The following is a 21802-nucleotide window of genomic DNA, read 5'->3' as shown; positions in this document are numbered from 1 at the left end:
TTTTTGTGCCTGGAGGACCCAGCGGAGCGGGGGAGATGGCAGCAGCTTTATTAATAACGGTCAGTTACTGTGGATTCGTTAGTTGGTGCTGGTTTGGGACTTACTATGAAATTAACGGTTCACAGTTAAAGGTAGTGGGGGGACCGTTCCGCTGGAAGATTGATATTATGGGAATAAAAGGGGTCAGAAAAAGCCGAAATCTTTTATCAAGTCCGGCATTATCACTGGACCGGTTGGAAGTTACCTATGAAAAATGGGGAATGATTTTAATTTCACCTAAAAAGCAGGAAAAATTTTGTGAAACGTTAAAGAAAATCAATCCGAATATTGAAGTGAATCTAAATAAATAGCAAAACATTTATACACTCAAAAAATTTTTCGTCTCACTAACTTAAGTATACTTGGAAAATGAGACACAAGAAAATAAAAATATATAATAATATTATGTAAACTAGGAAAGGATAAAGGGAGCTGTCATTTTAATGGTGACAGCTCCCTTTATTTTATTCTTTTGGCATATCCATCTTATCGACAGCCGTTTTTAAATCGTCATTTTTAATATGAGTGTATATCATTGTGGTTTGTATCGACGAATGGCCTAATTGGCGCCGCAGCTTGGGCACATCATTAATTTCTGCATGATACCTGGTAGCAAAAGAATGGCGCAGTTTATGTACGGATAATGAGGGCTTGCCGAATGCTGTTGCATATTTTTCGACTAATTTCTCAACAGATCTGGCTGTGAGTCTTCGTGATTTTCCTTTAGGACCCATCGGAGCTGCGACAAATAATGATTTCATCGTTTTGTCAACCTGGTATTTTGCTGTTCTCACGGCTAAATAATCCTGCAAATCGTTCATTGCTGTTTGGCTGAAGAACACAAATTGTTCTTTATTTCCTTTGCGGATCACTCTGGCACAATATTTATTAAAATCAATATCATCCAGATCAAGACCAACTAATTCAGACAGGCGCAGGCCAGATCCTAAAATGAGCGAGACAATCGCGGTATCACGCTCTTTGTTTAATTGATAAAAGTTATAGATTTTCTTATTACCTTTGTTTAATTCACCGTAATCATGAGCGACGAATAAACGAAATTGTTCATATTCGTCCCCAAGCAGGATTTTGCCTTCCATTTTATTAGCGCGTGTTTCCATAGATTCTTTTATTTCATTGAATTCAATTTTTGCCATCACATTCCTATTAATGTAAGGCTGTAAATCAGGAGTTTCCGCGATGTTTTGCAAGTAATTAAACAGTGATTTTAACGCGGATAACTTCCGGTTGACGGTCAATTCTTTGTTATTTAACGAGTAATGCAGATAATTTAAAAATCCTTCAACCTCAAGAACGGTCATTTGTTCAAGACGTTGTAATGGTATATCGCGGATGCTGCCGTTCCAAAGCTGTTCTGCGATCATCCAGTTGAAGAAGATTTTGTAGTCATGGCAATAATTAAATAATGATGCCGTCGAAAGTTTACGCAGCTTATGATTGATAAATTCCTCGACATACCATGGGAGTACGTTCAACAGTACCTGCAGTTTTTTAAATTCTTGCTGTTTATCTTGGTTTTTCATCATTTCACCTCATTTTCTATATATTCGGCTCCTCTATTTTAAAATTCTTCTTTTATTTCGTCAAATTTATATTTTACGTAATAATCTAAATGACCGATGATCGCAAGATTCTTCTGTTCCCCAACTGATCATGAGTGTCACAAATTTTCTAAACAAAACAATAAAAAAAGCTGCTCCTGCAGCCTGATGATTATTCAATTGCTCAGCCCGTTTATTTTTAATGAAGGAAATAGGAATATTAACGAATTCTGGACTTACGGAATCCGTCCATTACATTGAATGCCGCAGATACCATAAAGAAGAATATGGCGCCGCCAATGATCCAAGATTTCAATTGGTTTGCAGTTATCTCTAATAAATCAGTCATATACGTAATAAAATATTGCGTGATTATCTCGGGATTAATTAAAATCTCGATGAAAACAATACTTGAAATCAACTGGAATACCGCGTTAAAAATGGCCATTCCTCTGGTCCATTGACTCTTGATTAATTTATAAATAGCCAATACGATTTCCAAACAAATTACGATCAAAACGATTGGCCAATACTGGAGCAAAACCTCTTGATTAACAGCTGGAGAGATGAATTCAAATCGGTTTCCCCCTCCTCTATAGATGCCAACTAGATGGTCTGCGTAAAAATAAATGGTTGCCCAGATCGCCGTCCACATCAAATTACCGAATACCTCTAATTTTGAAATGGCCTTTTTCTTTGGAATATAAGCGATATTTTTCAAATCATCAGGAGTCCATTTTTTTCTGCTGGCTGTTAACGGCTGGTTATCATTTTCCTTATCGGTTCTTTCGATAACAGCAAAAACAAGTGTCAGCCAAAAAAATGTTTGGATACCAACTGAAATCATTTGCCATATGCCATACCCCATAATATCCAGAGCCACATTGATGACTGTTTCCTGTCCATTATAATCCATAAAATATTCTGCAATAACTGAGATCAATGAAATAACAGCGGCAATCGGCAATATCATTTTTAATAACGTCACATATACATCAAAATAGCGCGGTCCAATCAGGTACATTGGCCGATCCCGATATCCGCGTGCCAATATGACCGGACTTCCTAGTTTTTCAAGAACCTTCTTTACATCGTCCTCACGATAATCATCAGGCAGCATATCCTCTATTGTTGACTGTAACTCAAGTGCAATATCCTCACGATTCTTTTCAGGCAGCCTGCGAGTAACCTCCTGAATATAAATCTCAATTAAATTCATTTTCTTCCTCTCCCTCTACCTTTAATAAGGTATAAAGTTCCTTTGAACTATTAATCCATTCCTTTTTTAACTGTAAAAATATCTCTAACCCATATTCACTTAAAACATAGTACTTACGGGGTCTGCTCTCAGATGTATCCCAATTACTCGACACCAACTCCTGTTTTTCTAATCGGCGAAGTAATGGATATAAGGTACTTTGATCAATGGAAATGCCTGACCCCTCCAATAACTGAACAAGTGAATATCCGTACTGAGGGGTCCGTAATTGACTTAATACCGCTAGTGTCAACGTTCCTCTCCTAAGCTCTGTCGTCAACGAATTCAATAAATTACTCATTCACCCACCTCAATTTTCTTTACTAGATGATATACAGTATTTAATTTATACTATGTATCATACACTATTGGTAACACAAAAACAATAATCATTTAAAAACAATTGATAAAAATTGGAAATGAACGAGTGTGGTACACAAACGATGAAAAAAAGTAACTTATATCTATCCGGGGAATATTTCATCCGGACAGACGTATAATTGAATTGAGGTGGGGCATAATGCGAAAGCTTAAAAAAAGAAAATATTCGAAAGGCCCTCTACCTTTCAAATTAGTATTGGTCATTACTTTGGTGTTGTTTATTGGGCTAAACTTGCTAGCGGTACTAATTGTTGATAAAAATATTGAACCGGTTTTAATGAACATTGCAGAAACAAGGGCACGTCAAATTTCTACCCAAGCGATCAATGCCGCAATTTCAAATGAAGTGATTGAAAATATCGATATTAATGAGTTAATTGTAAAGCATGAGGACGGCGAAGATGCGGGTTACAGTTTTAATCCAAAGATTTATAACCGTGTTATTGCGGAGGCAACTTTGGAAATTCAAAAATATTTAGACGATCTGGAAAATGGCAAGTTAGATAAATTTGATGCCTTCCAAAATGATACGAATGTCGATTTTGCCGCTTCTGAAAAGGAAAAAGGAATTATCTACAATATTCCCCTGGGGATGGCGACAGATATTACGATATTTTCAAATTTGGGCCCAAAAATTCCTTTTCAATTTGAATTCCTTGGGGACGTCGTATCAAATTTGGAAACGAAGGTTATGGAAACGGGTATCAACAACACCTTTCTTGAGGTATATGTCATTGTAAATTTCAAAATCAATATCATTGTTCCATTAACTGAAAAGAGCTTAGAAGTAACAAATAAAGTAAAGATTGGCGACTTATTTTTACAAGGCAAAGTTCCTCAATATTATAATGGAAACAATAGTAAGAATAGTGATGTGAATCCTGTCATTCCTTTACAGCCAGAAAACAGCAATTCCGATTAAAATGGAGATGCTGTTTTTTTGTTATGTTGAAACTATCCCTCCCCTTTATTTATTGTGTTTTGCTCAGTGGTGTGTAAATCATGATCTGAATCCTGAGGAACTGTATCTGAGCGCCTATCCCCATCAATCAAAAAACCAGGCTTTAAGAGAAGCGCTTGAACTGACAGTGCCTAAAGAGGAAGCTGGTGAAGTGGCAGATGAAACAGTACTTGGCGTTTTATCCTTGTTTGGAAATGACGACCTGGCTTTTGTTGTTTCAGCGGAAATAAATAAACGGATATCAGGAAAAAGCAATTGAGCTGCCCTCCCTCCTTTCAGTTTTTTTAGTATAAAAAAAGCGCCTTGGCAAAAAGCCATAGGCGTTTTTCAAACGATTAATTTCCATAAATCGTGGAGATGATTTGGTCATAGGACATGTTGCTGTCCACTGTGTAGGTCCCTTCACGCAATTTGTTAACCAGACCTCTTTGCTCTATGTCTGATGCAAACTGAAAGGCATCCTCGATGAGTTTTCCATCTCTAAGGATACGCCCGACATCAATGCTCCCCATACCTGCTGTTACATTGACAACCACCTGAGTCGGCGGTTGAGTACTGGCTTGTGCAGGTGCATCTGGTTGAGCAGGCTGTGCATCAGCGCTCTCTTTCGGCTCTGCCTTAGGCTGGATTGTGTATCCGGCAGCGGTCAGCTTATCGACCATTTCTTTTTCTGAAAGCTCCACTTTTTGTGTCGATTTTGAAGTGGATTTAGAGACTTTATGGTCGCCAGTCAAATAAACCGTCCCAAGAATACCAGTAGCGATAAATATCCCTGCAGCAAAACTGCTGACTATATTAATTTTCATTAACGGCCTGTCTCCTTTCTTCCCTTTCCGACAGATAAGGAGCTAGCAGATATTCAATTTCACCCTCAGGCATTTGTTTCATATCAGCAATACTTTTAATAGAATAGTTGCGTTTATATAAGTCTAGTATTTCGCGTTTCAAGCTTCTTTCATCGGCAGAAAGTTGAAGACCTGCTTCCTTTGACACTACTTCGAGGTCAAGTTCCAAATTCCGAATTGACTCTCTAATCTCATTCACATCTTTCATAACCGACACATGGATCAAATCAATCTGTTTATTTTCTTTTATTGATGCTTTTTTCGTCATAAAAATCGAAACGATCAATAATATAGCTGATCCTCCAAATAAAACAGCTAATGCTAATTGCAAAATGTTATCCTCCTTCTTTAGGGAACTATCGCTACATTCCCCTATTATACATCGAAAGCGCTGGATTTTCGATTAAAATCGACGAATTCCAACAAAAGTCTTAGTATTTTAACAAAATGCGCCACTCTTGGAATCGATCTTTACATAAATAGTCTCATCCTTGTTTATCCTATACATGATATAAGACTGAAAGGAGCAGGATGATGCAAAATACTCAACCACCGATCCCTAACCCGCCTCAGGCGATTACGACAAAAGACATCCTTTATTTAAAGGATGCCTTATCATGGGAGCTATTGGCATTTAAAAAATTCCATTTTATGGCGACTCAGGTCAGTAATGAAGAAATCAAACAGGCACTGGATCAAGCAGGCAAAATGCATCAGGATCATTTTCAAAGAATCCTCACCCATCTGCAGGTCAATAACAATGAAGCCATGTCTAACCTGCCAAATACACAGTTAAATTGATAAGGAGGCAACGAAAATTGCAAAATCAGCAAAACCAAAACAGCAATCAAATTGCTAATCCACAGACCGGACAGCTGCCCAAAGTAAAAACGCCGGAGATGAATGACCGTGATTTTATAAATGATGGGCTTAGCACCTGCAAATATTTAACAGACAGCTTAAATATTGCCGTCCGTGAAGCAAGCCATGAACAGCTTCATTCCGAAATGCTGCAAATTCTGATTGAAACGCATCAAAGCAGCCGTCAACTGTACAACCTAATGTTCAAGAATGGCTGGTATAAGCTAGAAGCTGAGGAACAGCAGAAAATTGACCAAGCCTACCAGCAATTTAGTAACTATTCCTCTCAATTCCCATACTAAGGAACCCTGAACCGTCCCTGCATCCCTGTTCGATATCGATAACTTGCAGAGACGGTTCAATATTGTTGGAATAAATTAACATAATTTTAAATATATTGCAAAATAAACCTTGACATAGCTTCCTTAAGTACGATAACGTATCAGTCATAGAGATTATTAGTTTATTACAAAGCAAATAAAACTAATAGTAACGGAGGAAATCGGTATGTATAAGGTGTTTTGCAGGACATATCAAGGCGTGATGAAGTTTGCTTCTTCGTTTCTGCCTTGGCGGGAACCGGAACTGCTTATGGGAGAAAACAGTTTAGAAAAGCTGCCGGCGCTGATTAAAGGTCAAGGAATTGAAAGCGTTTTAATTGTATCGGATAAGGGAATTATCTCTGCCCGCCTGATGGATGAATTTCTTCAGGGCTTGAAGGAGGCTGGCATATGTTTTGTTGTATATGACGAAACGGTCCCCAACCCAACCATTGATAATATTGAGGAGGCACTAAAGGTTTATCATCAGAATAAATGTATGGGACTTGTGGCTTTTGGCGGAGGCTCCCCTATGGATTGTGCCAAAGGTGTTGCAGCCCGTGCTGCCCGCCCGAAAAAGACTATTCCCCAAATGAAGGGTGTTTTAAAGGTGATGAAAAAGATCCCTCCGCTGTTTGCGATTCCAACCACTGCTGGTACGGGGAGTGAGGCAACACTGGCTGCAGTGGTTTCAAATAGCGAAACGCATGAAAAGTATGCCATTATGGACACGGCCCTTATCCCCCATTACGCAGTACTGGACCCTGTTCTGACACTTAATTTGCCAAAGCACATTACCTCTACAACAGGGATGGATGCCTTAACACATGCAGTGGAAGCTTATATTGGCAGGAGCAATACGAAAGAAACGATCCAATTCAGTAAAGAGGCTGTAACCTTGATTTTTGAGAACCTGTATGAATGCTACACAAATGGCACAAATTTAACTGCACGGGCCAATATGCAAAGAGCCGCTTATTTGGCAGGGATGGCATTTACTCGGGCATATGTCGGCTATGTGCATGCTATTGCTCATACATTGGGCGGATTTTACTCAATCCCCCATGGGCTGGCGAACGCAGTGATCTTGCCTTATGTACTGGAGTACTATGGGGAATCTGCCCATAAACCGCTTGCAGAGCTTGCTGATCTAGTGGGTCTAGGCAATCAAGGAGATTCCGATCAAATAAAGGCTGAAGCTTTTATTAATGCCATAAAGGATATGAATAAAAAGATGGACATCCCAGCTAAAATCAATGGAATCCAAGATAGTGACTTGCCAGTCATGGTAGAACGCGCTTTAAGCGAGGCGAACCCGCTTTATCCCGTGCCAAAAATTCTCTTCAAGGGCGATATGTTCCATTTGTATGAAACGATTAAAGCATAATTTGGTTTGATCATGGAGGTTACAGGATGAAAAAATATCAGGAATTAGCGGCCAAACAGACAGCCTTTTTTCATACGGGCAAAACCAAGGACCTTTCATTTCGTCTGGAAGCCCTGCAAAAGTTAAGAATGTCAATTAAAAAAAATGAGAAACAATTGATGGAGGCACTGCGGGCTGATTTAAATAAATCTGAATTTGACGCTTACTCGGCTGAAATTGGGTTTGTCCTTGAAGAGCTGAGGTTTGCAATCAAGAATTTGAATTCCTGGGTCAAACCCCAAAGAGTAAAAACACCTATTACTCATATAGGGTCACAAAGCTACATTTATTCGGAACCATTTGGGGTCGCCCTGATTATTGCACCATGGAATTATCCATTCCAGCTTGCAGTTGCGCCGTTAATCGGAGCCATTGCTGCTGGAAATTGCGCAGTTATAAAGCCTTCGGAATTGACCCCTGTCACCTCGAAAGCTTTGGGAGAGCTAATCAGCAAACAATTCCCAGATGAGTTTATTGCTGTCGTTGAGGGCGGTGTTGAAACGAGTCAGGCGCTATTAAATGAGAAGTTCGATTATATCTTTTTTACTGGCAGTGTGACAGTCGGCAAGATCATTATGGAAGCAGCAGCAAAAAATTTAACACCTGTTACATTGGAATTGGGCGGAAAAAGCCCGTGCATTGTTCATGAAGATGCCAATATCAAACTGGCAGCAAAACGAATCGCCTGGGGAAAGTTTACCAATGCAGGTCAAACCTGTATTGCCCCTGATTATCTTTATCTTCATCAATCAATAAAAGACGAATTTTTACAGCAGTTTGAAGAAACGATTCAAGAGCTGTATGGAGCTGTACCGCTTAGCAATCCGGATTTTACCCATATCGTCAGCGAAAGGCATTTCAACCGGTTAGCCTCTTTTTTGGATAATGGACAAATAGCGATCGGCGGGAGAACAAAACCTGAGTCCTTCATGATTGAACCGACTGTGCTAACCGACATTACCTGGGATACGCCTGTCATGCAGGATGAAATTTTTGGGCCGATTCTTCCAGTTTTAGAATATGAGAACTTGCTGGAGGTCATCCAAGGAATTCATCAACATCCGAAACCGCTCGCCCTCTATATCTTTACGGAAAACTCTGGTGTGCATCAGCAAGTGCTCAATTCTGTGTCCTTTGGAGGGGGCTGCATTAATGATACTGTTTACCATTTTGTCTCCCCTTACCTTCCGTTTGGCGGTGTTGGAAACAGCGGAGTTGGTTCCTATCACGGTAAAGGCAGCTTTGATACGTTTTCACATAAGAAAAGTGTCCTAAAACAAACAACTCGTTTCGATATTCCATTCCGTTATCCTAATGTGAAGAATGGCCTGAAGAAAATCAAAATGTTTATGAAATAGAAAAGGCCGGGAGTACGGGTCCGGTACTCTTGGCCTTTTCTGTGAATATTTTTATATATTTAAACCTCTGCCAGTTTCGCATCCAGAATCTTCATAAATTCTTCGCCAGTGATGGTTTCTCTTTCAAGCAGGAATTTTGTTAGTTCGTGTAATTTATCCTTGTTTTCTTCTAGGATTTGAATTGCTCTTTGATGGCAGGATTTGATGATTTTTAATACTTCCGCGTCGATTTTTGAAGCTGTTTCAGCTGATACCAACAGTGATGTATCACCGCCTAAATAAGGGTTATTAACGGTTTCTAATCCCATCATATCAAATTCTTCACTCATGCCGAAGCGCGTAACCATAGCCCTGGCAATTTTGGTAGCCTGCTCAATATCATTGGAAGCGCCAGATGTAATCGTTTTATTAATGATTTCTTCTGCAGCGCGGCCGCCCATATATGTCGTGATCTTATCCAATGCTTGTTCCTTTGTCATCAGAACCGTTTCATGGTCATCCACTTGCATGGTATAGCCTAAGGCACCGGAAGTGCGCGGAATAATCGTGATTTTATGGACAGGTGCTGAATGGCTTTGTTTAGCAGCAACCAGGGCATGCCCAATTTCATGATAGGCTATCGTTAATTTGTCTTTCATAGAAATAACGGCGTTTTTCCTTTGATACCCGGCGATGACAACTTCCACTGATTCTTCCAGGTCACTTTGGTTCACTTTGGTCCGGCCCATTCTCACGGCTCTAAGGGCCGCTTCATTGATAATATTGGCCAAATCTGCCCCTGATGCCCCAGATGTAGCACGGGCTATGACATTAAAATCGACCGTGTCCTCGAGCTTTACCTTTGCAGCATGGACCTTAAGAATCGATTCCCGTCCGGCAAGATCCGGCAATTCTACCGGTACCCTGCGGTCAAAACGTCCAGGACGCAGCAGGGCCTTGTCCAATGTCTCCGGCCGGTTCGTGGCTGCCAGAATGACGACACCCTTATCTGGATCAAAGCCATCCATTTCGGTTAACAGCTGGTTTAAGGTTTGCTCCCGCTCATCATTGCCGCCCATGACACCAGCGTTACGGCTTTTCCCGATAGCATCAATTTCATCAATAAATACAATGCAAGGGGCTTTTTCTTGAGCCTGCTTGAACAAGTCTCTAACCCTTGCAGCCCCCATCCCCACAAACATCTCCACAAATTCCGAGCCGGAAATGGAGAAAAATGGTACCTTGGATTCTCCTGCCACCGCTTTGGCCAAAAGAGTCTTACCGGTACCAGGCGGTCCTACCAATAGGGCGCCTTTAGGAATGTTAGCGCCTATTTCGCGATATTTTTTAGGGTTATGAAGAAAGTCCACAATTTCCTGCAGCGCTTCCTTCGCCTCATCCTGCCCAGCCACATCCTTAAATGTGATGCCCGTTTGAGCTTCTACATAAACTTTGGCATTGCTTTTTCCAAAGGATAGTGCGCCGCTTCCTCCGCCCAGCCGATTTTGCATTCGTTTCATCAGCCACTGGCCGATGGCAATAAAGATCAGGAATGGAAGGATCCAAGACAAGATAAAGTTTAACAATGGTGATGTTTCCTTTGGAATCACCTTGGTGAATTTGACATTGGCCTCATGCAGCCTGTCGACCAAATCTGGATCATCAATGGCCCCTGTTTTGTATAGCTTGGTCTCCTCCGTTTTGACGGGTTTAAACATAATCGTATTGTCTTCAATTTCTACTTCTTTTACTTTACCGTCTTCAACCATATTTAAAAAAGTTCCATAATCGACCTCTTTTACAGAATGCTCCATGACCGCCGGAAAAATAAAACTATTTAAGAGTAAAAGGACGACAATCGCAATTCCATAATAAAAGATGATCGGTTTTTTGGGGGGCTTGATTTCTTTCATGAATGTTCCCTCGATTCTTTTTAATAAAACTATAAACAAGATTACTGCCGGATTAGTCCGGTTTTCAATAGTGTTAATTCTAACTTGTACCTCTGTAACGCTTCTTCAGCCGTTAACTCTTTGGCAAATTTCTCAATGATATTTCGAAACGTTACAGCTGAAATAATTTGTAAAACATGATTTAATTCCTCATCGTTAGAAAAGTTCAGCTTGTCTGTATTCAACAAGGAGCTAATTGCTTTGAAGTTATTATTACTTTCCTGTTCTTTAAAAATCCTTGAAAATGTACTTTCAATTCGGTACGTCATATTTAAAAACGCATTCCGAAAGAAATGAACATTTTCTTCCTCCTCAACAATGAACTGATAAAATTCTGGCATCGTGGCAAACAGGTCTCCATTATATTTTTTTATGAGCCTTAAAAACTGATTATGGATGCCTGTAACGAAATCATTGAGGATGAAAAAGAAGGCATCTTCTTTATCGTCAAAATATTGATAAAAGCTGCCGCGCGGAATTCCTGCCAATTTCACAATGTTTGCAATCGAAGCATCATATAACGGCACTCTGGAAAACTCTTTTTTTAACGAAAAAAGTAAAGTGGCTCTTTTATCTTCCGGGAGATTAAAAAAAGTAATTTTAGGCATTCTTTTACCTGCTTTCTGTCATACATTTCGTTTATCTCCAAATATGACACTGTGTCATATTAACCCAATAATATATGACAAGCTGTCACTTGTCAATTTTGGCTATCGTTCAGCAAAACTGTTGGTTTGAGGATATTAATTACCATTTGAACATCTTAAACTCTTTTTATTGTACCTATTGAATATGAACAAACTATGAATAACTCTAGATAAAATTGAATAGATTCTGCAGGATGCAAAAGGCGGATATTACCAGCAAATTCTCTCTCCTATTTTTGATACAATTTTCATATTGATGAATAAAAGGAGGAATACTAGAATGAAAAAACATCATCTCCTCCTTACCTTGGTCATCTTAGTTACCTTCGTTGGAGGGATACTTTCAGGTGGTTTACTATCCGGCACTCATCAATCAGGCGCTAGCAGAACAGTAAAGCAGGTACCTGAGAAAGAGACCGATATAGAGGAAAAACAGGTTCCCAAAGTGGAGGATAAAGCACCATCCAAAGTTTTAATCGGCTATGTCCAGGATTTTCGGGATCCTAATATGATAGATTATGAGAAATTGACCCATGTGATTTTTTCTTTTGCCCATCCGACTAAAGAAGGCGAATTCATGCTTACTGGTGATCAAGCATTACAAAATCTTCGCACGATCGTGTCTAATGGAAAAAAGAATAATACGAAAGTAATGCTCGCCGTGGGCGGCTGGTTCCACATGAATGGCGGCGAGTCATACGACTATTTTAAAGCAGCTATCGCCAATCCTGACTCACGGATTAAGCTGGCCGACGAACTTGCTAGTTTTGCAGACCGGGAGAATCTCGATGGAATTGACATCGATTTTGAACACCCGCATTCAGAGGAAGATGCCCAATATCTGGCCGCTTTTGCAAAGGAATTGAGCGATCGTCTGCATCCAAGGGGCAAGGAGCTTTCGATTGCAGTTTATGCAAAAATTCATGCGGTGACGCTGACAGAGACTAACTTTGTTAAATATGAACCATCTATGTTCCAAAATGTCGATCATGTCAACATAATGGCTTACGATGGGCAGTGGGATGACGGCTATCATGCCGCTAATTTATCTCCCTATCCATATACGGAGGCAATTGTAAACTATTGGTCATCATTCTTTGAACAGAATCAATTTCCGAAAGAGAAGCTGGTTTTAGGTGTCCCATTTTATGCTCAGCCGGAGGATCCAAATGTGAAGCAGGTCTCCTTTGCTGCCATTACGAATCAAAATCCGGATGATGCTGCTGGTGATACGATTGCCATGAATGGCACAACCTATTATTACAACGGTTCTGAGACAATGAAGAAGAAAACCACCCTGGCGCTTGACCATGGGTTCGGCGGGATGATGCTTTGGGAGGCAGGGCTCGATGCCCAGGGACCAATAAGCCTGACAGGAACCATTGCCAAGGTTTTAAATGATTCCCAAGAAGGTCCTGTAAAATACTATACAGTCAAACAATAACAAAAGGGGCTATCTGGAAAGCCCCTTTTTCAATTATGATATTGCCGCTTTGCTTAGCAATTCATAGGAACGCAATCGATCCTCATGATCATGGGTAATCGTTACAATCATGATTTCGTCGGCCTGATAGCGTGATCGGAGCTCCATTAACTTCTGATAAACCTTTGTTGGTCCGCCAATTAACACGTTCCGCTTTATGTTATTTAATGTTTCCTTGTCCTTTTCGTCCAATTGGCAGCTTTTTGCCTCATGAATCGACGGAACGCCCGGCTCCCTTTTTCCCTTACTGCTTTGCAATGACCAGATCAGGCTGCTTAATGCAACCTCTTCCGCCCGTTCATCCGTATCTGCGCAAATCGCAGAAACGGTTAAGATAACATAAGGCTTGTCTCCCTTTTTTCTTGCTTGAAAGCTAGAGAAATAATGCTTAATGATGGCTTCTCCTTCATGTTCACTCATAAACTGGCCGAATACATAGGGCAGTCCGAGTTCCGCGGCAAGGAGCGCGCTCTTTTTGCTCGTGCCTAACAGCCAGGTTTCTGGAGATACGGTAGGGACGGGTGCAGCCGATAGCTTGGCAAATTCATGTCCGTTTGGGAAATCCCTGTTTAAAAAGTGAAGCAAGTCCTTTAGCTTGTCCGGGAAACCCCAGACATTTTGCAAAAAATGATCGGATAACGCGTTCGACACTTCTGCAGACCCGCCTGGAGCCCGGCCGATGCCTATGTCAATCCGGCTGGGAAACAGCGTAGACAGGAGGTTAAACACTTCTGCGATTTTATATGGCTTGTAATGCGGCAATAGAACTGCGCCGGAGCCAATCCGAATCTTATTTGTTTTGGCTCCAATGTAGCTCAGCATGACTTCAGGAGCTGGGCATGCCAGCCCTGGCAAGTCGTGATGCTCCGCTATCCAGTAACGTGTATAGCCAAGCTTTTCACCGGCTTGCGCTAATGTTAAGGATGCGTTTAAAGCTTGCTGGGCTGTTTGGTTGGCAGAGATGGGGGCTTGGTCTAATATGCTTAATTTCATTTTGTCCTTCCTTCCTTTACTTCTATCAAAGATAACGAAAAATCGCCGACTTGACCTTTTTCGTATAAATTAGTAAAGGAAGTAAAATATTGGCGGATCGTTCCCGTGAAGGATAAATTCCGGTCTGGGATTTTGACTTGGTAGGTCCCTTTATAGAGCAGGGTCGTTATATCATGATATTGTTCACTGGTAACTTTAAAATGAACAGATATCATTTGTAATCCGTTCACTTTTTCTTCTTCGTACTGATATATCTCTATCTCTGTATCATTTAAAATCATTTTGTTAACCATGGATAAGAGCTCCTTCCTTTTACTTTTTCTAAATCATAGCAGTTGGATTTTACAGGGGCAAATTTCCGATTCTTTAAGATAGTTAACATAATATATTTATGTTTTAAAAATAAAAACAGCCTCTGAATAAAGGCTGTTCATGTCTCCTATTTAGAGACCCATGTTTTTGGCAATGATTTGTTTCATAATTTCGTTTGTCCCGGCATAAATGGTTCCAACAGCTACGTCTCGGTAGCGTCTCGCGATTTCGTACTCTTCCATATATCCATAGCCGCCATGTAACTGCATGCATTCGGCTGCCACTCGTTTTGCCAAGTCGGTCATCCACCATTTCGCCATCGCCACTTCATTGACGATATTTTTCTTATCCATATGATCAACAATCAACCGGTCAACAAAGGTCTCGCCTATTCGGATGTTCGTAGCCATTTCTGCCATTTTAAATTGAGTGTTTTGAAATTTGCTGATTGGCTTGCCGAAGGCTGTTCTCTGTTTTACATAGTCCAGTGTGATTTCTAGCATATGCTTTGATCCGGTTAAACTGCCAATAGCCAGCATCAAGCGTTCCTGCTGCAGTTTTTTCATTAAATAATAAAAGCCCATTCCCTCTTCACCGAGTAAATTTTCTTGCGGTACTATGGCATCTTCAAAAATCAATTCTGAAGTATCATTGGCATGCTGCCCCACCTTGCGAAGTTTTTTGCCTTTTTTAAACCCCGGAGTTCCCTCTTCCACAACAAGTAAGCTGACACCTTTATGGGCAGGCTGGGCATTCGGGTCAGTTTTACAGACAACGATGACAAAATTAGTGGAGTACCCATTAGTTATAAAGGTTTTTTCGCCGTTTACGACATAATGGTTTCCGGCTTTTCTAGCTGTTGTCTGAATGGCTGCCAGGTCCGAGCCAGTGCCGGGTTCTGTCATGGCAATGGCCGATATCATATCGCCGCTGACGGCTTTAGGAAGCCATCTTTGCTTTTGCTCCTCGGTTCCAAATTCATCAATATAAGGCATAACAATGTCATTATGCAGCCCGATACCGCCAATCCCTGCCCCGATTTTGTCGAGTTCTTCTGTAATGACGACGGAATAGGCAAAGTCGGCATTGTACCCGCCATATTTTTCATCTGCCCATGGGCATAAAAATCCTTGCTCCCCAGCTAGCTTCCAAAAAGATTTGGGAACTTGTTTTGCCTGCTCCCATTCTTCAAAATAAGGTGCAGCATTTAGCTCAAGAAATTTCCGGAATGACTTTCGAAAAATTTCATGCTCCTCTTTTAAATACGGTTTCCCCAATTCAACCACTCCTTCTATACTTTTAGTGGAAACAAGATATTACCTTTTGACGTAATTAACCTAAAGCTCCAACTCTATTTTTTTCTCAATGGTGTTTTGAGAATTTTCCCGGTAGTTGTCTTGGGCAATTCCTTTAAAAAGTAGATTCTCCTTGGGACTTTGTAGTGGGCCAGCCGCTGTTTGCAAAAGGCGGCAATTTCTTCGGGGTTTCCCTCAGACCTGGAAACGATATAGGCCGCTACTTCCTCTCCGAAAACAGGGTCTGATTCACCGACGACTGCGCATTCGACAATGTCAGGATGCGTATAAAGGACCTCTTCTATTTCTCTGGGATACACATTGTAACCGCCTCGGATGATCATGTCTTTTTTTCGATCGACAATATAGAGATAACCATGTTCATCCTGGCGTCCCAGATCCCCGGTATAGAGCCAGCCGTCCTTGATCGTTTCATTTGTTTCTTCTTCCTTTTTATAATAGCCCTTCATTGTGTTGGGACCTTTAAAAATGATCTCGCCCACTTCACCAGCCGGTACTTCTCTTTCGGAAGCGTCGACAATTTTGAGTTCAATGCCAGGTAAAGGAAGCCCGACTGAACCGGCCTTCTTTACTGACTCATTCGGGAAACAGCTAATCATAACCGTACTCTCTGTCTGGCCATAACCTTCTCCGATTTCCACACCCATTTCTGTTTTTACTTTTTCTAGGATTTCAACGGGGAGACTGGCGCCTCCTGATCCAGCTTTACGCAGGCTGGAAAAATCAAGCTCTTTGATTCGAGGGGAATGAACAAACATCGTATACATGGTCGGCACCCCAAAAAATACGGTGATCCTTTCTTCAGCCATCCTCTTCAAAATCACATCAGGAATGAACCGTTCCTCGAGATAGATGGTACAGCCTATGAATACACATTGAAGCAATCCCTGGAGTTTGGCATAGGCATGGAATAATGGAAGTACGACTAAAACCCTATCTTCCTTCGTTAATTCTAAAATGTCCGCACTGGTTTGGGTCATCCATTCGAGGTTCCCATGAGTAATAATGGCCCCTTTAGGTTTACCTGTGGTCCCGGAGGTATAGATGATTTGCGCATCATCCTGTGGTGCCTTTGGCTCTGGCCAAAAATCAGCCGGGTCCCCATTGACAGCTTCCCAATGAATCAACGAATCTTCCGGAGGCAATGAGAATATTTGCTTCACAGTTGAAAGCTCATTTACTGCTTTTTTTACTTCCCCGATTCCGGCCTCATCCACTATAATTGCCTCTGCTTCAGCATCATTTAAAATATAAATGATTTCGCTGGCCTTAAATGTCGGATTAATCGGTACCACAATGGCACCTAGGGCCAGCAGGGAAAAGTACGCAATGGCGTATTCCGGCTTATTGGCCGCCATCAGCGCAACATGAGAACCATCTTGAAGTCCGTATTTTTTTAGTCCTGCAGCTTTTTCTTTGACTTGCTCAGCCAGTTCTTGATAAGTTAAATTTTCATTTTTAAAAACAATGGCTGGATGTTTTGGTGCCTTTTTCACCGTGTTGAATAGAATTTGACTGATATTCAAATCGATTTCCTCCTTCATTTATGGAGCAATGCATAGGAGCCTAATCTAATGTATGCGCTTACAAAATAACCTATGAAACTGTAAGGTTAAAATTCTGGCACAAGACACTTTATATATTCTTTATGTTTCATCCTTATTCCTGCTAAAAAATGGAAATTCCAAAAAGATCTAATTGAAGGATGCAAACAGCCCCTTAGACGTTATTTTCACAAAAATAACAACAAATTCGTTTTTGGACACCGAATTGTCAAAAAAGCAGCCAAATGTCCTATGAATTTCAGCGATTTTTGAAGGATAATGTCGATAGACAGAGAATAGAATAATAGACTTTATTTACTAAGGGAGGAAAAAAGATGAAGAAGTTAGTGACACTGATTTTGGGGGTTTTAGTTGCATTATCCTTATTTACTGTATCTGGAAGCCCGGTTCAAGCGGCGGAACCGGACGATGATTGCTCTTGTCATGAGCTTAGTCCGATAACAGGAGCGGAAAGAAATAAAATTGTGGCTAAATTTATAAGTAGTGAAGAATTTAAAACACAAAAAGCCCAGCTGCTCGCAGCAGGTTATAAATGGAATGGTGCTCACACTATTGAAGTCGTACTTCCTGCCGAAGATGTAATAATGGTTGGGGTTCCATTTACTAATGAAGAAGGCGCAGCATTTATGTATGTTTTTATTAATGGTACATTCGTTGGAGCAACACCACTTGAATGATGAAAAGATCCTTCTCTATCTATTTAGGGAAGGATCTTTTTATGAGTTTAAAAGATGAAAATAAGTGTCACATTCGTTAATATTTTTCCTCTAAATAGCCATCAAAGCTGCAACAAGGTTTAGAGTAATGGTTAAATAATTTGTTCTTCATCAGCTGTATTGAGCAGTGTCCGTTTATGAGGAATAATTGTTAAATTGGATCGTTTAAGCAGATAATTTAAATGTTCAATCGGCATAGAGCCATGGCCTTTTCCTTCACTGAGGGTAAATTGAACCGTTACGCCATTATAGGCGGTTACCGTAAACGATTCAGCCGAATTAAAGTTTCCTTGAATCACTTTAGAAATCTGATACTTGGTCCCTTCTGAAATAGACATTATGCCTCTCCTTTTACTGTCATTCTTTTATTATTATTTCCTTTTCATTTTTATGTATACATAAATTTTCCAATGTTCCCGCCTTTTTGGCCATTAAGAAAAGAGAGGGGCTCTCCCTCTCTTACTCGTCTTCCATTTCTTCGTCCATCATTTCGTCAAACGCTGCTGAAACCTTGTCGAATTCCTCATCACTTTCAATGGCGGAAAAATCGCCGTCATCATCGACTTTCAAGAAAAAAATATCAATGTCTTCGTCATTTTCCTGTCTAATATCTTCCACAAATCCAACTGCCACATAATCCGTATCGTCAATGGTCATGACACCTAAAACTTCTACTTCCAGTTCCTCGTTATTATCATCACTGATGGTAAAGACTTCTCCTACTTCGATATTGGCCACTTGAATATCCCTCTCTTTATTGAAGATTTCTACCTTTCACATTATTGGTAAAAGGGAAGCAAATTAAACTAAGAAAGAGGAAATGTCCAGATTATTTTAAATCAACATATAGTTCTTCCACTCTTCAGGAAGCAGTGATTGGTATTTGTTTTGCAGGAAACGGTCATCACAAAGGATGATGGTCCCGGTATCCTGTTCCGATCGCAGCAGCCTCCCTCCAGCCTGCAAAACCTTGTTCATACCTGGGAAAAGATAGGAATAATCGTAGCCATTCCGCCCATTACGATCAAAGAACTCTTTGATCAGATTACGCTCAAAACCAATCTGCGGGAGGCCGACTCCGACCACGGCCACTCCATTTAATCGATCGCCTTTTAAATCGACCCCTTCAGAAAAAACACCTCCCAATACGGCGAAACCAAGCAGCGTTTCAGAAGTACCAGCCTGAAAGGAATCAAGGTATGCCTCCCGTTCTGCTTCATCCATACCAGCCGATTGAATTAGTGTTTTTGTCTGTTTATCCCCATTCTTATAGTCTTCGTAAACGGCCAGCATATATTGATAGGATGGAAAAAACACCAAATAATTCCCGGGCCGGCTGCAAACCAATGATTGCAGCATAGAAACAATCGCCGCCTGTGATCGTTCACGGTCTCGATATCGTGTCGATATCGGCTTAATAAAAACATCTACTTGTTCCTTAGAGAATGGAGAAGGTATTGCCAGCACATAATCCTTATGACCACTGCCCAGTAAGTCTTGATAATAATCCAGCGGGGTCAGGGTGGCTGAAAAAAATACCTTTGACTTGTAGCCCTTCGCCATTTGTTTTAACAGTTTGGACGGGTTAATGCAGAACAGTTTCAAGGTCAGATTATTTCCTGCGATTTCAGCATAAATAATAGATTGCTCGTCCAGCCACTCCGTTACTTTTAAAAATTGGCTGACGGTGAAATAAACGTCCAGCAAATGGGGAGCGGAACCAGCCGCGAGGACTTTCTCAGCTTCTTCAGCAAAATGATGAAGCTGAAGTGAAAGCTGCTCATCCAATGCTTCAAGAACTATTTCCTTGTTTTTATCCATCGATTTTTTCAAGCTCAAAAACCAGGAGTTTAACTGGCTGGCAGCCTCATAAATTGGTTTGTTAACGCCTTTAAAATCTTTTTTCACTTGCAGAAAAATCTGTTTATCGATAGTCGCCGAGAACATCTCACGGCCTCGGTCAACCAAATTATGCGCCTCATCGACCAAAATTGCCGTGGACTTTTTCTCTACCTCAAACAATCGTTTAAGTGACACCTTTGGGTCAAAAATATAATTATAGTCGCAAATGACAGCATCCGCTGCGCAGGCAAGGTCAAGTGAATACTCAAACGGACAGACCCGATGTTTTCGGGCATATTTCCGCTGGCCTTCTCGGTAGGTGGGAAACGGAAACAGAACCAGGAGTTCCTTGCTGCTGGTATCTTTTCATCAATCGTTACTTGGCCGTTGTTATATAATATTCCGTCACATCTCCCATCAATTTTATAGACTAAGCCTTCGAACGGGATATCGATGGATAGGTAAACCTCCCGCTCATCCTTATCTCCGTAAGTTTTTTGAATGGCTTGATGGACTCTTGTTCCGTCCGCCATTGTCGATTGCGGACGGAATCTGGAATCAATGCTGCCAGAGCTGTAAACATACTCGACTAGCGATCTGACAGAAATATGGATTTCATTTAACACGAAAACACCCACTTCAAATAAGAATGTATGTTTGCTTCTTTCATTATACCAGAAGTTTGCCCCTATACAGACAAAAACCAAGCAGGGAAGAAATGCCCCTGCTTGGTTTTACCATACCTATTCTCGAATTTGTCCAGTACCCCTAATAAGTGCTTTTGTCGTGGTGATCGCCTTTAATCCCATTGGACCGCGTGCATGTAACTTTTGGGTGCTGATTCCGATTTCAGCTCCATATCCGAACTGTTCCCCATCCGTAAATCGGGTGGACGCATTATGATACAGGACAGCTGCATCGACTGCTTGGAAAAATAAATTTACATTCTGGGTATCCTCTGTAATAATGGCCTCGGAGTGTTTGGTCCCATATTGGTCAATATGACTGACCGCCTCTTTTACATCTTCTACTAATCTGACCGCTAATATTGGAGCTAGAAATTCTACCTCCCAGTCTTGTTGGGTAGCTGGCTTTATAAACGAAAACCTAGCGGTTAAACGTTCATCGCCGCGAAGTTCTACATCTTTTTCATAGAGTGCTTCCATCAAGTCGGCCGTGTATGGCCAGTTTTCATGAATGAGAACGGTTTCTGCAGCGTTGCATACAGATGGACGCTGTAATTTTGCATTAAGCACAATATTGATCGCCATATCTTTTTGGGCGGATTGATCAATGAAAATATGGCAATTCCCTACACCGGTTTCCAATACAGGGACGGTGGCATTTTCAATAACATTTTGAATTAAGCCGGCGCCGCCGCGTGGAATGAGGACATCAAGGTATTTGTTCAGCTTGAACATTTGTGAGGCGGTTTCATGGCTTGTGTCCTCCAGCAGTTGAACAGCGTCCGCTGGAATGGCTGTTTGAGCCAGTGCATTTTGCATGACCTGAACAAGCGCTTTATTTGAGTTTAGTGCTGACGTGCTTCCTCTGAGCAATACGGCGTTCCCTGCTTTCAAACATAAACTGGCGGCATCCACTGTCACATTTGGTCGTGCCTCATACACCATCCCGATGACGCCAAGTGGAACTCTAATCGATTGAATGGAAAGTCCATTGGGCCGATCCCATTCCTCAATGATTTCCCCGATGGGATCTGGCAGTTTAATCAATTGACGAACGCCTTCCACTATTTGATCAATTCTCTCGTCAGTTAGCAGCAGCCGGTCTAATAAGGAGGCAGATAAGCCTTGTTGCTTTCCTTTTTCAATATCCTTGGCATTTTCCTGCAAAAGAAACTCTTTTTTCTGTAAAAGCTGATCGGCCAGGAAGGCCAGCGCCTCGTTTTTCGCTTTTGTTGAAACCAATGACAATGTCTTTGAAGCTGCCTGCAGCTTTTTAGCTTTTTCGATTAGTTCAGTCATT

Annotated in this window: 24 protein-coding genes; 9 read left to right on the top strand and 15 right to left on the bottom strand. The window is 41.1% G+C overall.

The genetic code is table 11. The features are described 5' to 3' along the window. Positions 1-35 precede the first annotated feature (35 nt). Entirely contained in the window at positions 36-350 is a 315-nt protein-coding gene (locus tag NFS43_RS06335; RefSeq protein ID WP_251550601.1) for a PH domain-containing protein, read from the top strand. Between the two features lie 153 nt (positions 351-503). On the opposite strand, the gene xerS is transcribed toward NFS43_RS06335, so the two are convergent. From xerS to NFS43_RS06320, 3 genes are all read right to left on the bottom strand, one after another. Then, positions 504-1583, bottom strand: a complete 1080-nt coding sequence (gene xerS, locus NFS43_RS06330; RefSeq protein ID WP_251550599.1) for a tyrosine recombinase XerS — start codon at positions 1581-1583, stop codon at positions 504-506. A 238-nt stretch (positions 1584-1821) separates the two neighbouring features. After that, positions 1822-2820 (bottom strand): HAAS signaling domain-containing protein, encoded by a 999-nt coding sequence (locus NFS43_RS06325; protein ID WP_251550598.1) that lies wholly within the window; start codon positions 2818-2820, stop codon positions 1822-1824. After that, positions 2807-3160 (bottom strand): PadR family transcriptional regulator, encoded by a 354-nt coding sequence (locus NFS43_RS06320; protein WP_251550596.1) that lies wholly within the window; start codon positions 3158-3160, stop codon positions 2807-2809. Before NFS43_RS06320 ends, NFS43_RS06325 begins: the two co-directional genes overlap by 14 nt. 219 nt (positions 3161-3379) lie before the next feature. On the opposite strand from NFS43_RS06320, the gene yunB reads away from it, so the two are divergent. Further along, positions 3380-4162 carry a sporulation protein YunB gene (yunB, locus tag NFS43_RS06315; protein ID WP_251550594.1) on the top strand — a complete coding sequence of 261 codons (783 nt, stop codon included), beginning with the start codon at positions 3380-3382 and terminating at the stop codon, positions 4160-4162. 1 nt (position 4163) lies between these two features. Continuing rightward, on the top strand, positions 4164-4460 hold the full coding sequence (locus tag NFS43_RS06310) for a hypothetical protein (protein WP_251550592.1): 297 nt from the start codon (positions 4164-4166) through the stop codon (positions 4458-4460). A gap of 76 nt (positions 4461-4536) precedes the next feature. On the opposite strand, the gene NFS43_RS06305 is transcribed toward NFS43_RS06310, so the two are convergent. Both NFS43_RS06305 and NFS43_RS06300 read right to left on the bottom strand, forming a co-directional pair. After that, positions 4537-5007 (bottom strand): endolytic transglycosylase MltG, encoded by a 471-nt coding sequence (locus NFS43_RS06305; RefSeq protein WP_251550590.1) that lies wholly within the window; start codon positions 5005-5007, stop codon positions 4537-4539. After that, the gene (locus NFS43_RS06300) at positions 4997-5377 is read right to left on the bottom strand and encodes a hypothetical protein (protein ID WP_251550588.1); all 381 of its coding nucleotides are present in this window, start codon (positions 5375-5377) and stop codon (positions 4997-4999) included. Before NFS43_RS06300 ends, NFS43_RS06305 begins: the two co-directional genes overlap by 11 nt. 203 nt (positions 5378-5580) lie before the next feature. On the opposite strand from NFS43_RS06300, the gene NFS43_RS06295 reads away from it, so the two are divergent. The 4 genes from NFS43_RS06295 (at position 5581) to NFS43_RS06280 (ending at position 9011) form a co-directional block, all read left to right on the top strand. Then, a complete protein-coding gene (locus NFS43_RS06295; protein WP_251550587.1) occupies positions 5581-5847 on the top strand; it encodes a ferritin-like domain-containing protein in 267 nt (88 codons plus the stop codon). 17 nt (positions 5848-5864) lie between these two features. Then, entirely contained in the window at positions 5865-6209 is a 345-nt protein-coding gene (locus tag NFS43_RS06290; RefSeq protein WP_251550585.1) for a spore coat protein, read from the top strand. A 205-nt stretch (positions 6210-6414) separates the two neighbouring features. Next, positions 6415-7614, top strand: a complete 1200-nt coding sequence (locus NFS43_RS06285; RefSeq protein ID WP_251550582.1) for an iron-containing alcohol dehydrogenase — start codon at positions 6415-6417, stop codon at positions 7612-7614. Between the two features lie 26 nt (positions 7615-7640). Continuing rightward, positions 7641-9011: an aldehyde dehydrogenase gene (locus NFS43_RS06280; protein WP_251550580.1), complete on the top strand. Its 1371-nt coding sequence runs from the start codon at positions 7641-7643 to the stop codon at positions 9009-9011. A 59-nt stretch (positions 9012-9070) separates the two neighbouring features. On the opposite strand, the gene ftsH is transcribed toward NFS43_RS06280, so the two are convergent. Next, complete coding sequence (gene ftsH, locus NFS43_RS06275; RefSeq protein WP_251550578.1) at positions 9071-10903, bottom strand: ATP-dependent zinc metalloprotease FtsH; 1833 nt, start codon at positions 10901-10903, stop codon at positions 9071-9073. Between the two features lie 41 nt (positions 10904-10944). Beyond that, positions 10945-11550, bottom strand: coding sequence for a TetR/AcrR family transcriptional regulator (locus NFS43_RS06270; protein WP_251550576.1), 606 nt, complete (start codon positions 11548-11550; stop codon positions 10945-10947). Positions 11551-11869: 319 nt separating this feature from the next. Here NFS43_RS06270 and NFS43_RS06265 point away from each other — a divergent pair, with 319 nt between their 5' ends. Further along, positions 11870-13033, top strand: coding sequence for a glycosyl hydrolase family 18 protein (locus NFS43_RS06265; protein ID WP_251550574.1), 1164 nt, complete (start codon positions 11870-11872; stop codon positions 13031-13033). A gap of 33 nt (positions 13034-13066) precedes the next feature. Here the strand turns inward: NFS43_RS06265 and NFS43_RS06260 are convergent, their stop codons facing one another. The 4 genes from NFS43_RS06260 to NFS43_RS06245 form a co-directional block, all read right to left on the bottom strand. Then, entirely contained in the window at positions 13067-14065 is a 999-nt protein-coding gene (locus NFS43_RS06260; RefSeq protein ID WP_251550572.1) for an LLM class flavin-dependent oxidoreductase, read from the bottom strand. Continuing rightward, a complete protein-coding gene (locus tag NFS43_RS06255; protein WP_251550570.1) occupies positions 14062-14358 on the bottom strand; it encodes a DUF3219 family protein in 297 nt (98 codons plus the stop codon). The genes NFS43_RS06260 and NFS43_RS06255 overlap by 4 nt, the downstream gene beginning before the upstream one ends. Positions 14359-14508: 150 nt before the next feature. Further along, positions 14509-15654: an acyl-CoA dehydrogenase family protein gene (locus tag NFS43_RS06250; protein ID WP_251550569.1), complete on the bottom strand. Its 1146-nt coding sequence runs from the start codon at positions 15652-15654 to the stop codon at positions 14509-14511. Between the two features lie 74 nt (positions 15655-15728). Then, the gene (locus NFS43_RS06245; protein ID WP_251550566.1) at positions 15729-17219 is read right to left on the bottom strand and encodes a class I adenylate-forming enzyme family protein; all 1491 of its coding nucleotides are present in this window, start codon (positions 17217-17219) and stop codon (positions 15729-15731) included. Positions 17220-17572: 353 nt separating this feature from the next. Here NFS43_RS06245 and NFS43_RS06240 point away from each other — a divergent pair, with 353 nt between their 5' ends. Next, on the top strand, positions 17573-17935 hold the full coding sequence (locus tag NFS43_RS06240; RefSeq protein ID WP_251550564.1) for a hypothetical protein: 363 nt from the start codon (positions 17573-17575) through the stop codon (positions 17933-17935). Positions 17936-18066: 131 nt separating this feature from the next. Here NFS43_RS06240 and NFS43_RS06235 read toward each other — a convergent pair whose 3' ends face one another. The 4 genes from NFS43_RS06235 to NFS43_RS06220 form a co-directional block, all read right to left on the bottom strand. After that, positions 18067-18312: a hypothetical protein gene (locus NFS43_RS06235; RefSeq protein WP_251550562.1), complete on the bottom strand. Its 246-nt coding sequence runs from the start codon at positions 18310-18312 to the stop codon at positions 18067-18069. Positions 18313-18433: 121 nt separating this feature from the next. Then, positions 18434-18712 carry a DUF1292 domain-containing protein gene (locus tag NFS43_RS06230; protein WP_251550561.1) on the bottom strand — a complete coding sequence of 93 codons (279 nt, stop codon included), beginning with the start codon at positions 18710-18712 and terminating at the stop codon, positions 18434-18436. A 96-nt stretch (positions 18713-18808) separates the two neighbouring features. Beyond that, on the bottom strand, positions 18809-20152 hold the full coding sequence (locus tag NFS43_RS06225; protein WP_338150592.1) for an ATP-dependent DNA helicase: 1344 nt from the start codon (positions 20150-20152) through the stop codon (positions 18809-18811). A gap of 407 nt (positions 20153-20559) precedes the next feature. Continuing rightward, a complete protein-coding gene (locus NFS43_RS06220) occupies positions 20560-21801 on the bottom strand; it encodes a glutamate-5-semialdehyde dehydrogenase (RefSeq protein WP_251550559.1) in 1242 nt (413 codons plus the stop codon). Position 21802 lies beyond the last annotated feature (1 nt).

Origin of the sequence: Neobacillus muris (assembly GCF_943193175.1) — a bacterium.
GTDB classification, from domain to species: Bacteria; Bacillota; Bacilli; order Bacillales; family Cytobacillaceae; genus Neobacillus; species Neobacillus muris.
The sequence above is the reverse complement of the archived record's forward strand: the minus strand, read 5'-3'. Positions and strand labels throughout refer to the sequence as shown.

Coding starts and splice junctions, on each gene's coding strand:
- NFS43_RS06260 (WP_251550572.1), bottom strand. CDS start 14,065: ATGAAATTAAGCATATTAGACCAAGCCCCCATCTCTGCCAACCAAACA.
- NFS43_RS06295 (WP_251550587.1), top strand. CDS start 5,581: ATGCAAAATACTCAACCACCGATCCCTAACCCGCCTCAGGCGATTACG.
- NFS43_RS06320 (WP_251550596.1), bottom strand. CDS start 3,160: ATGAGTAATTTATTGAATTCGTTGACGACAGAGCTTAGGAGAGGAACG.
- xerS (WP_251550599.1), bottom strand. CDS start 1,583: ATGAAAAACCAAGATAAACAGCAAGAATTTAAAAAACTGCAGGTACTG.
- NFS43_RS06310 (WP_251550592.1), top strand. CDS start 4,164: ATGGAGATGCTGTTTTTTTGTTATGTTGAAACTATCCCTCCCCTTTAT.
- NFS43_RS06270 (WP_251550576.1), bottom strand. CDS start 11,550: ATGCCTAAAATTACTTTTTTTAATCTCCCGGAAGATAAAAGAGCCACT.
- NFS43_RS06335 (WP_251550601.1), top strand. CDS start 36: ATGGCAGCAGCTTTATTAATAACGGTCAGTTACTGTGGATTCGTTAGT.
- yunB (WP_251550594.1), top strand. CDS start 3,380: ATGCGAAAGCTTAAAAAAAGAAAATATTCGAAAGGCCCTCTACCTTTC.
- NFS43_RS06265 (WP_251550574.1), top strand. CDS start 11,870: ATGAAAAAACATCATCTCCTCCTTACCTTGGTCATCTTAGTTACCTTC.
- NFS43_RS06220 (WP_251550559.1), bottom strand. CDS start 21,801: ATGACTGAACTAATCGAAAAAGCTAAAAAGCTGCAGGCAGCTTCAAAG.
- NFS43_RS06325 (WP_251550598.1), bottom strand. CDS start 2,820: ATGAATTTAATTGAGATTTATATTCAGGAGGTTACTCGCAGGCTGCCT.
- NFS43_RS06235 (WP_251550562.1), bottom strand. CDS start 18,312: ATGTCTATTTCAGAAGGGACCAAGTATCAGATTTCTAAAGTGATTCAA.
- NFS43_RS06280 (WP_251550580.1), top strand. CDS start 7,641: ATGAAAAAATATCAGGAATTAGCGGCCAAACAGACAGCCTTTTTTCAT.
- NFS43_RS06240 (WP_251550564.1), top strand. CDS start 17,573: ATGAAGAAGTTAGTGACACTGATTTTGGGGGTTTTAGTTGCATTATCC.
- ftsH (WP_251550578.1), bottom strand. CDS start 10,903: ATGAAAGAAATCAAGCCCCCCAAAAAACCGATCATCTTTTATTATGGA.
- NFS43_RS06285 (WP_251550582.1), top strand. CDS start 6,415: ATGTATAAGGTGTTTTGCAGGACATATCAAGGCGTGATGAAGTTTGCT.
- NFS43_RS06305 (WP_251550590.1), bottom strand. CDS start 5,007: ATGAAAATTAATATAGTCAGCAGTTTTGCTGCAGGGATATTTATCGCT.
- NFS43_RS06255 (WP_251550570.1), bottom strand. CDS start 14,358: ATGGTTAACAAAATGATTTTAAATGATACAGAGATAGAGATATATCAG.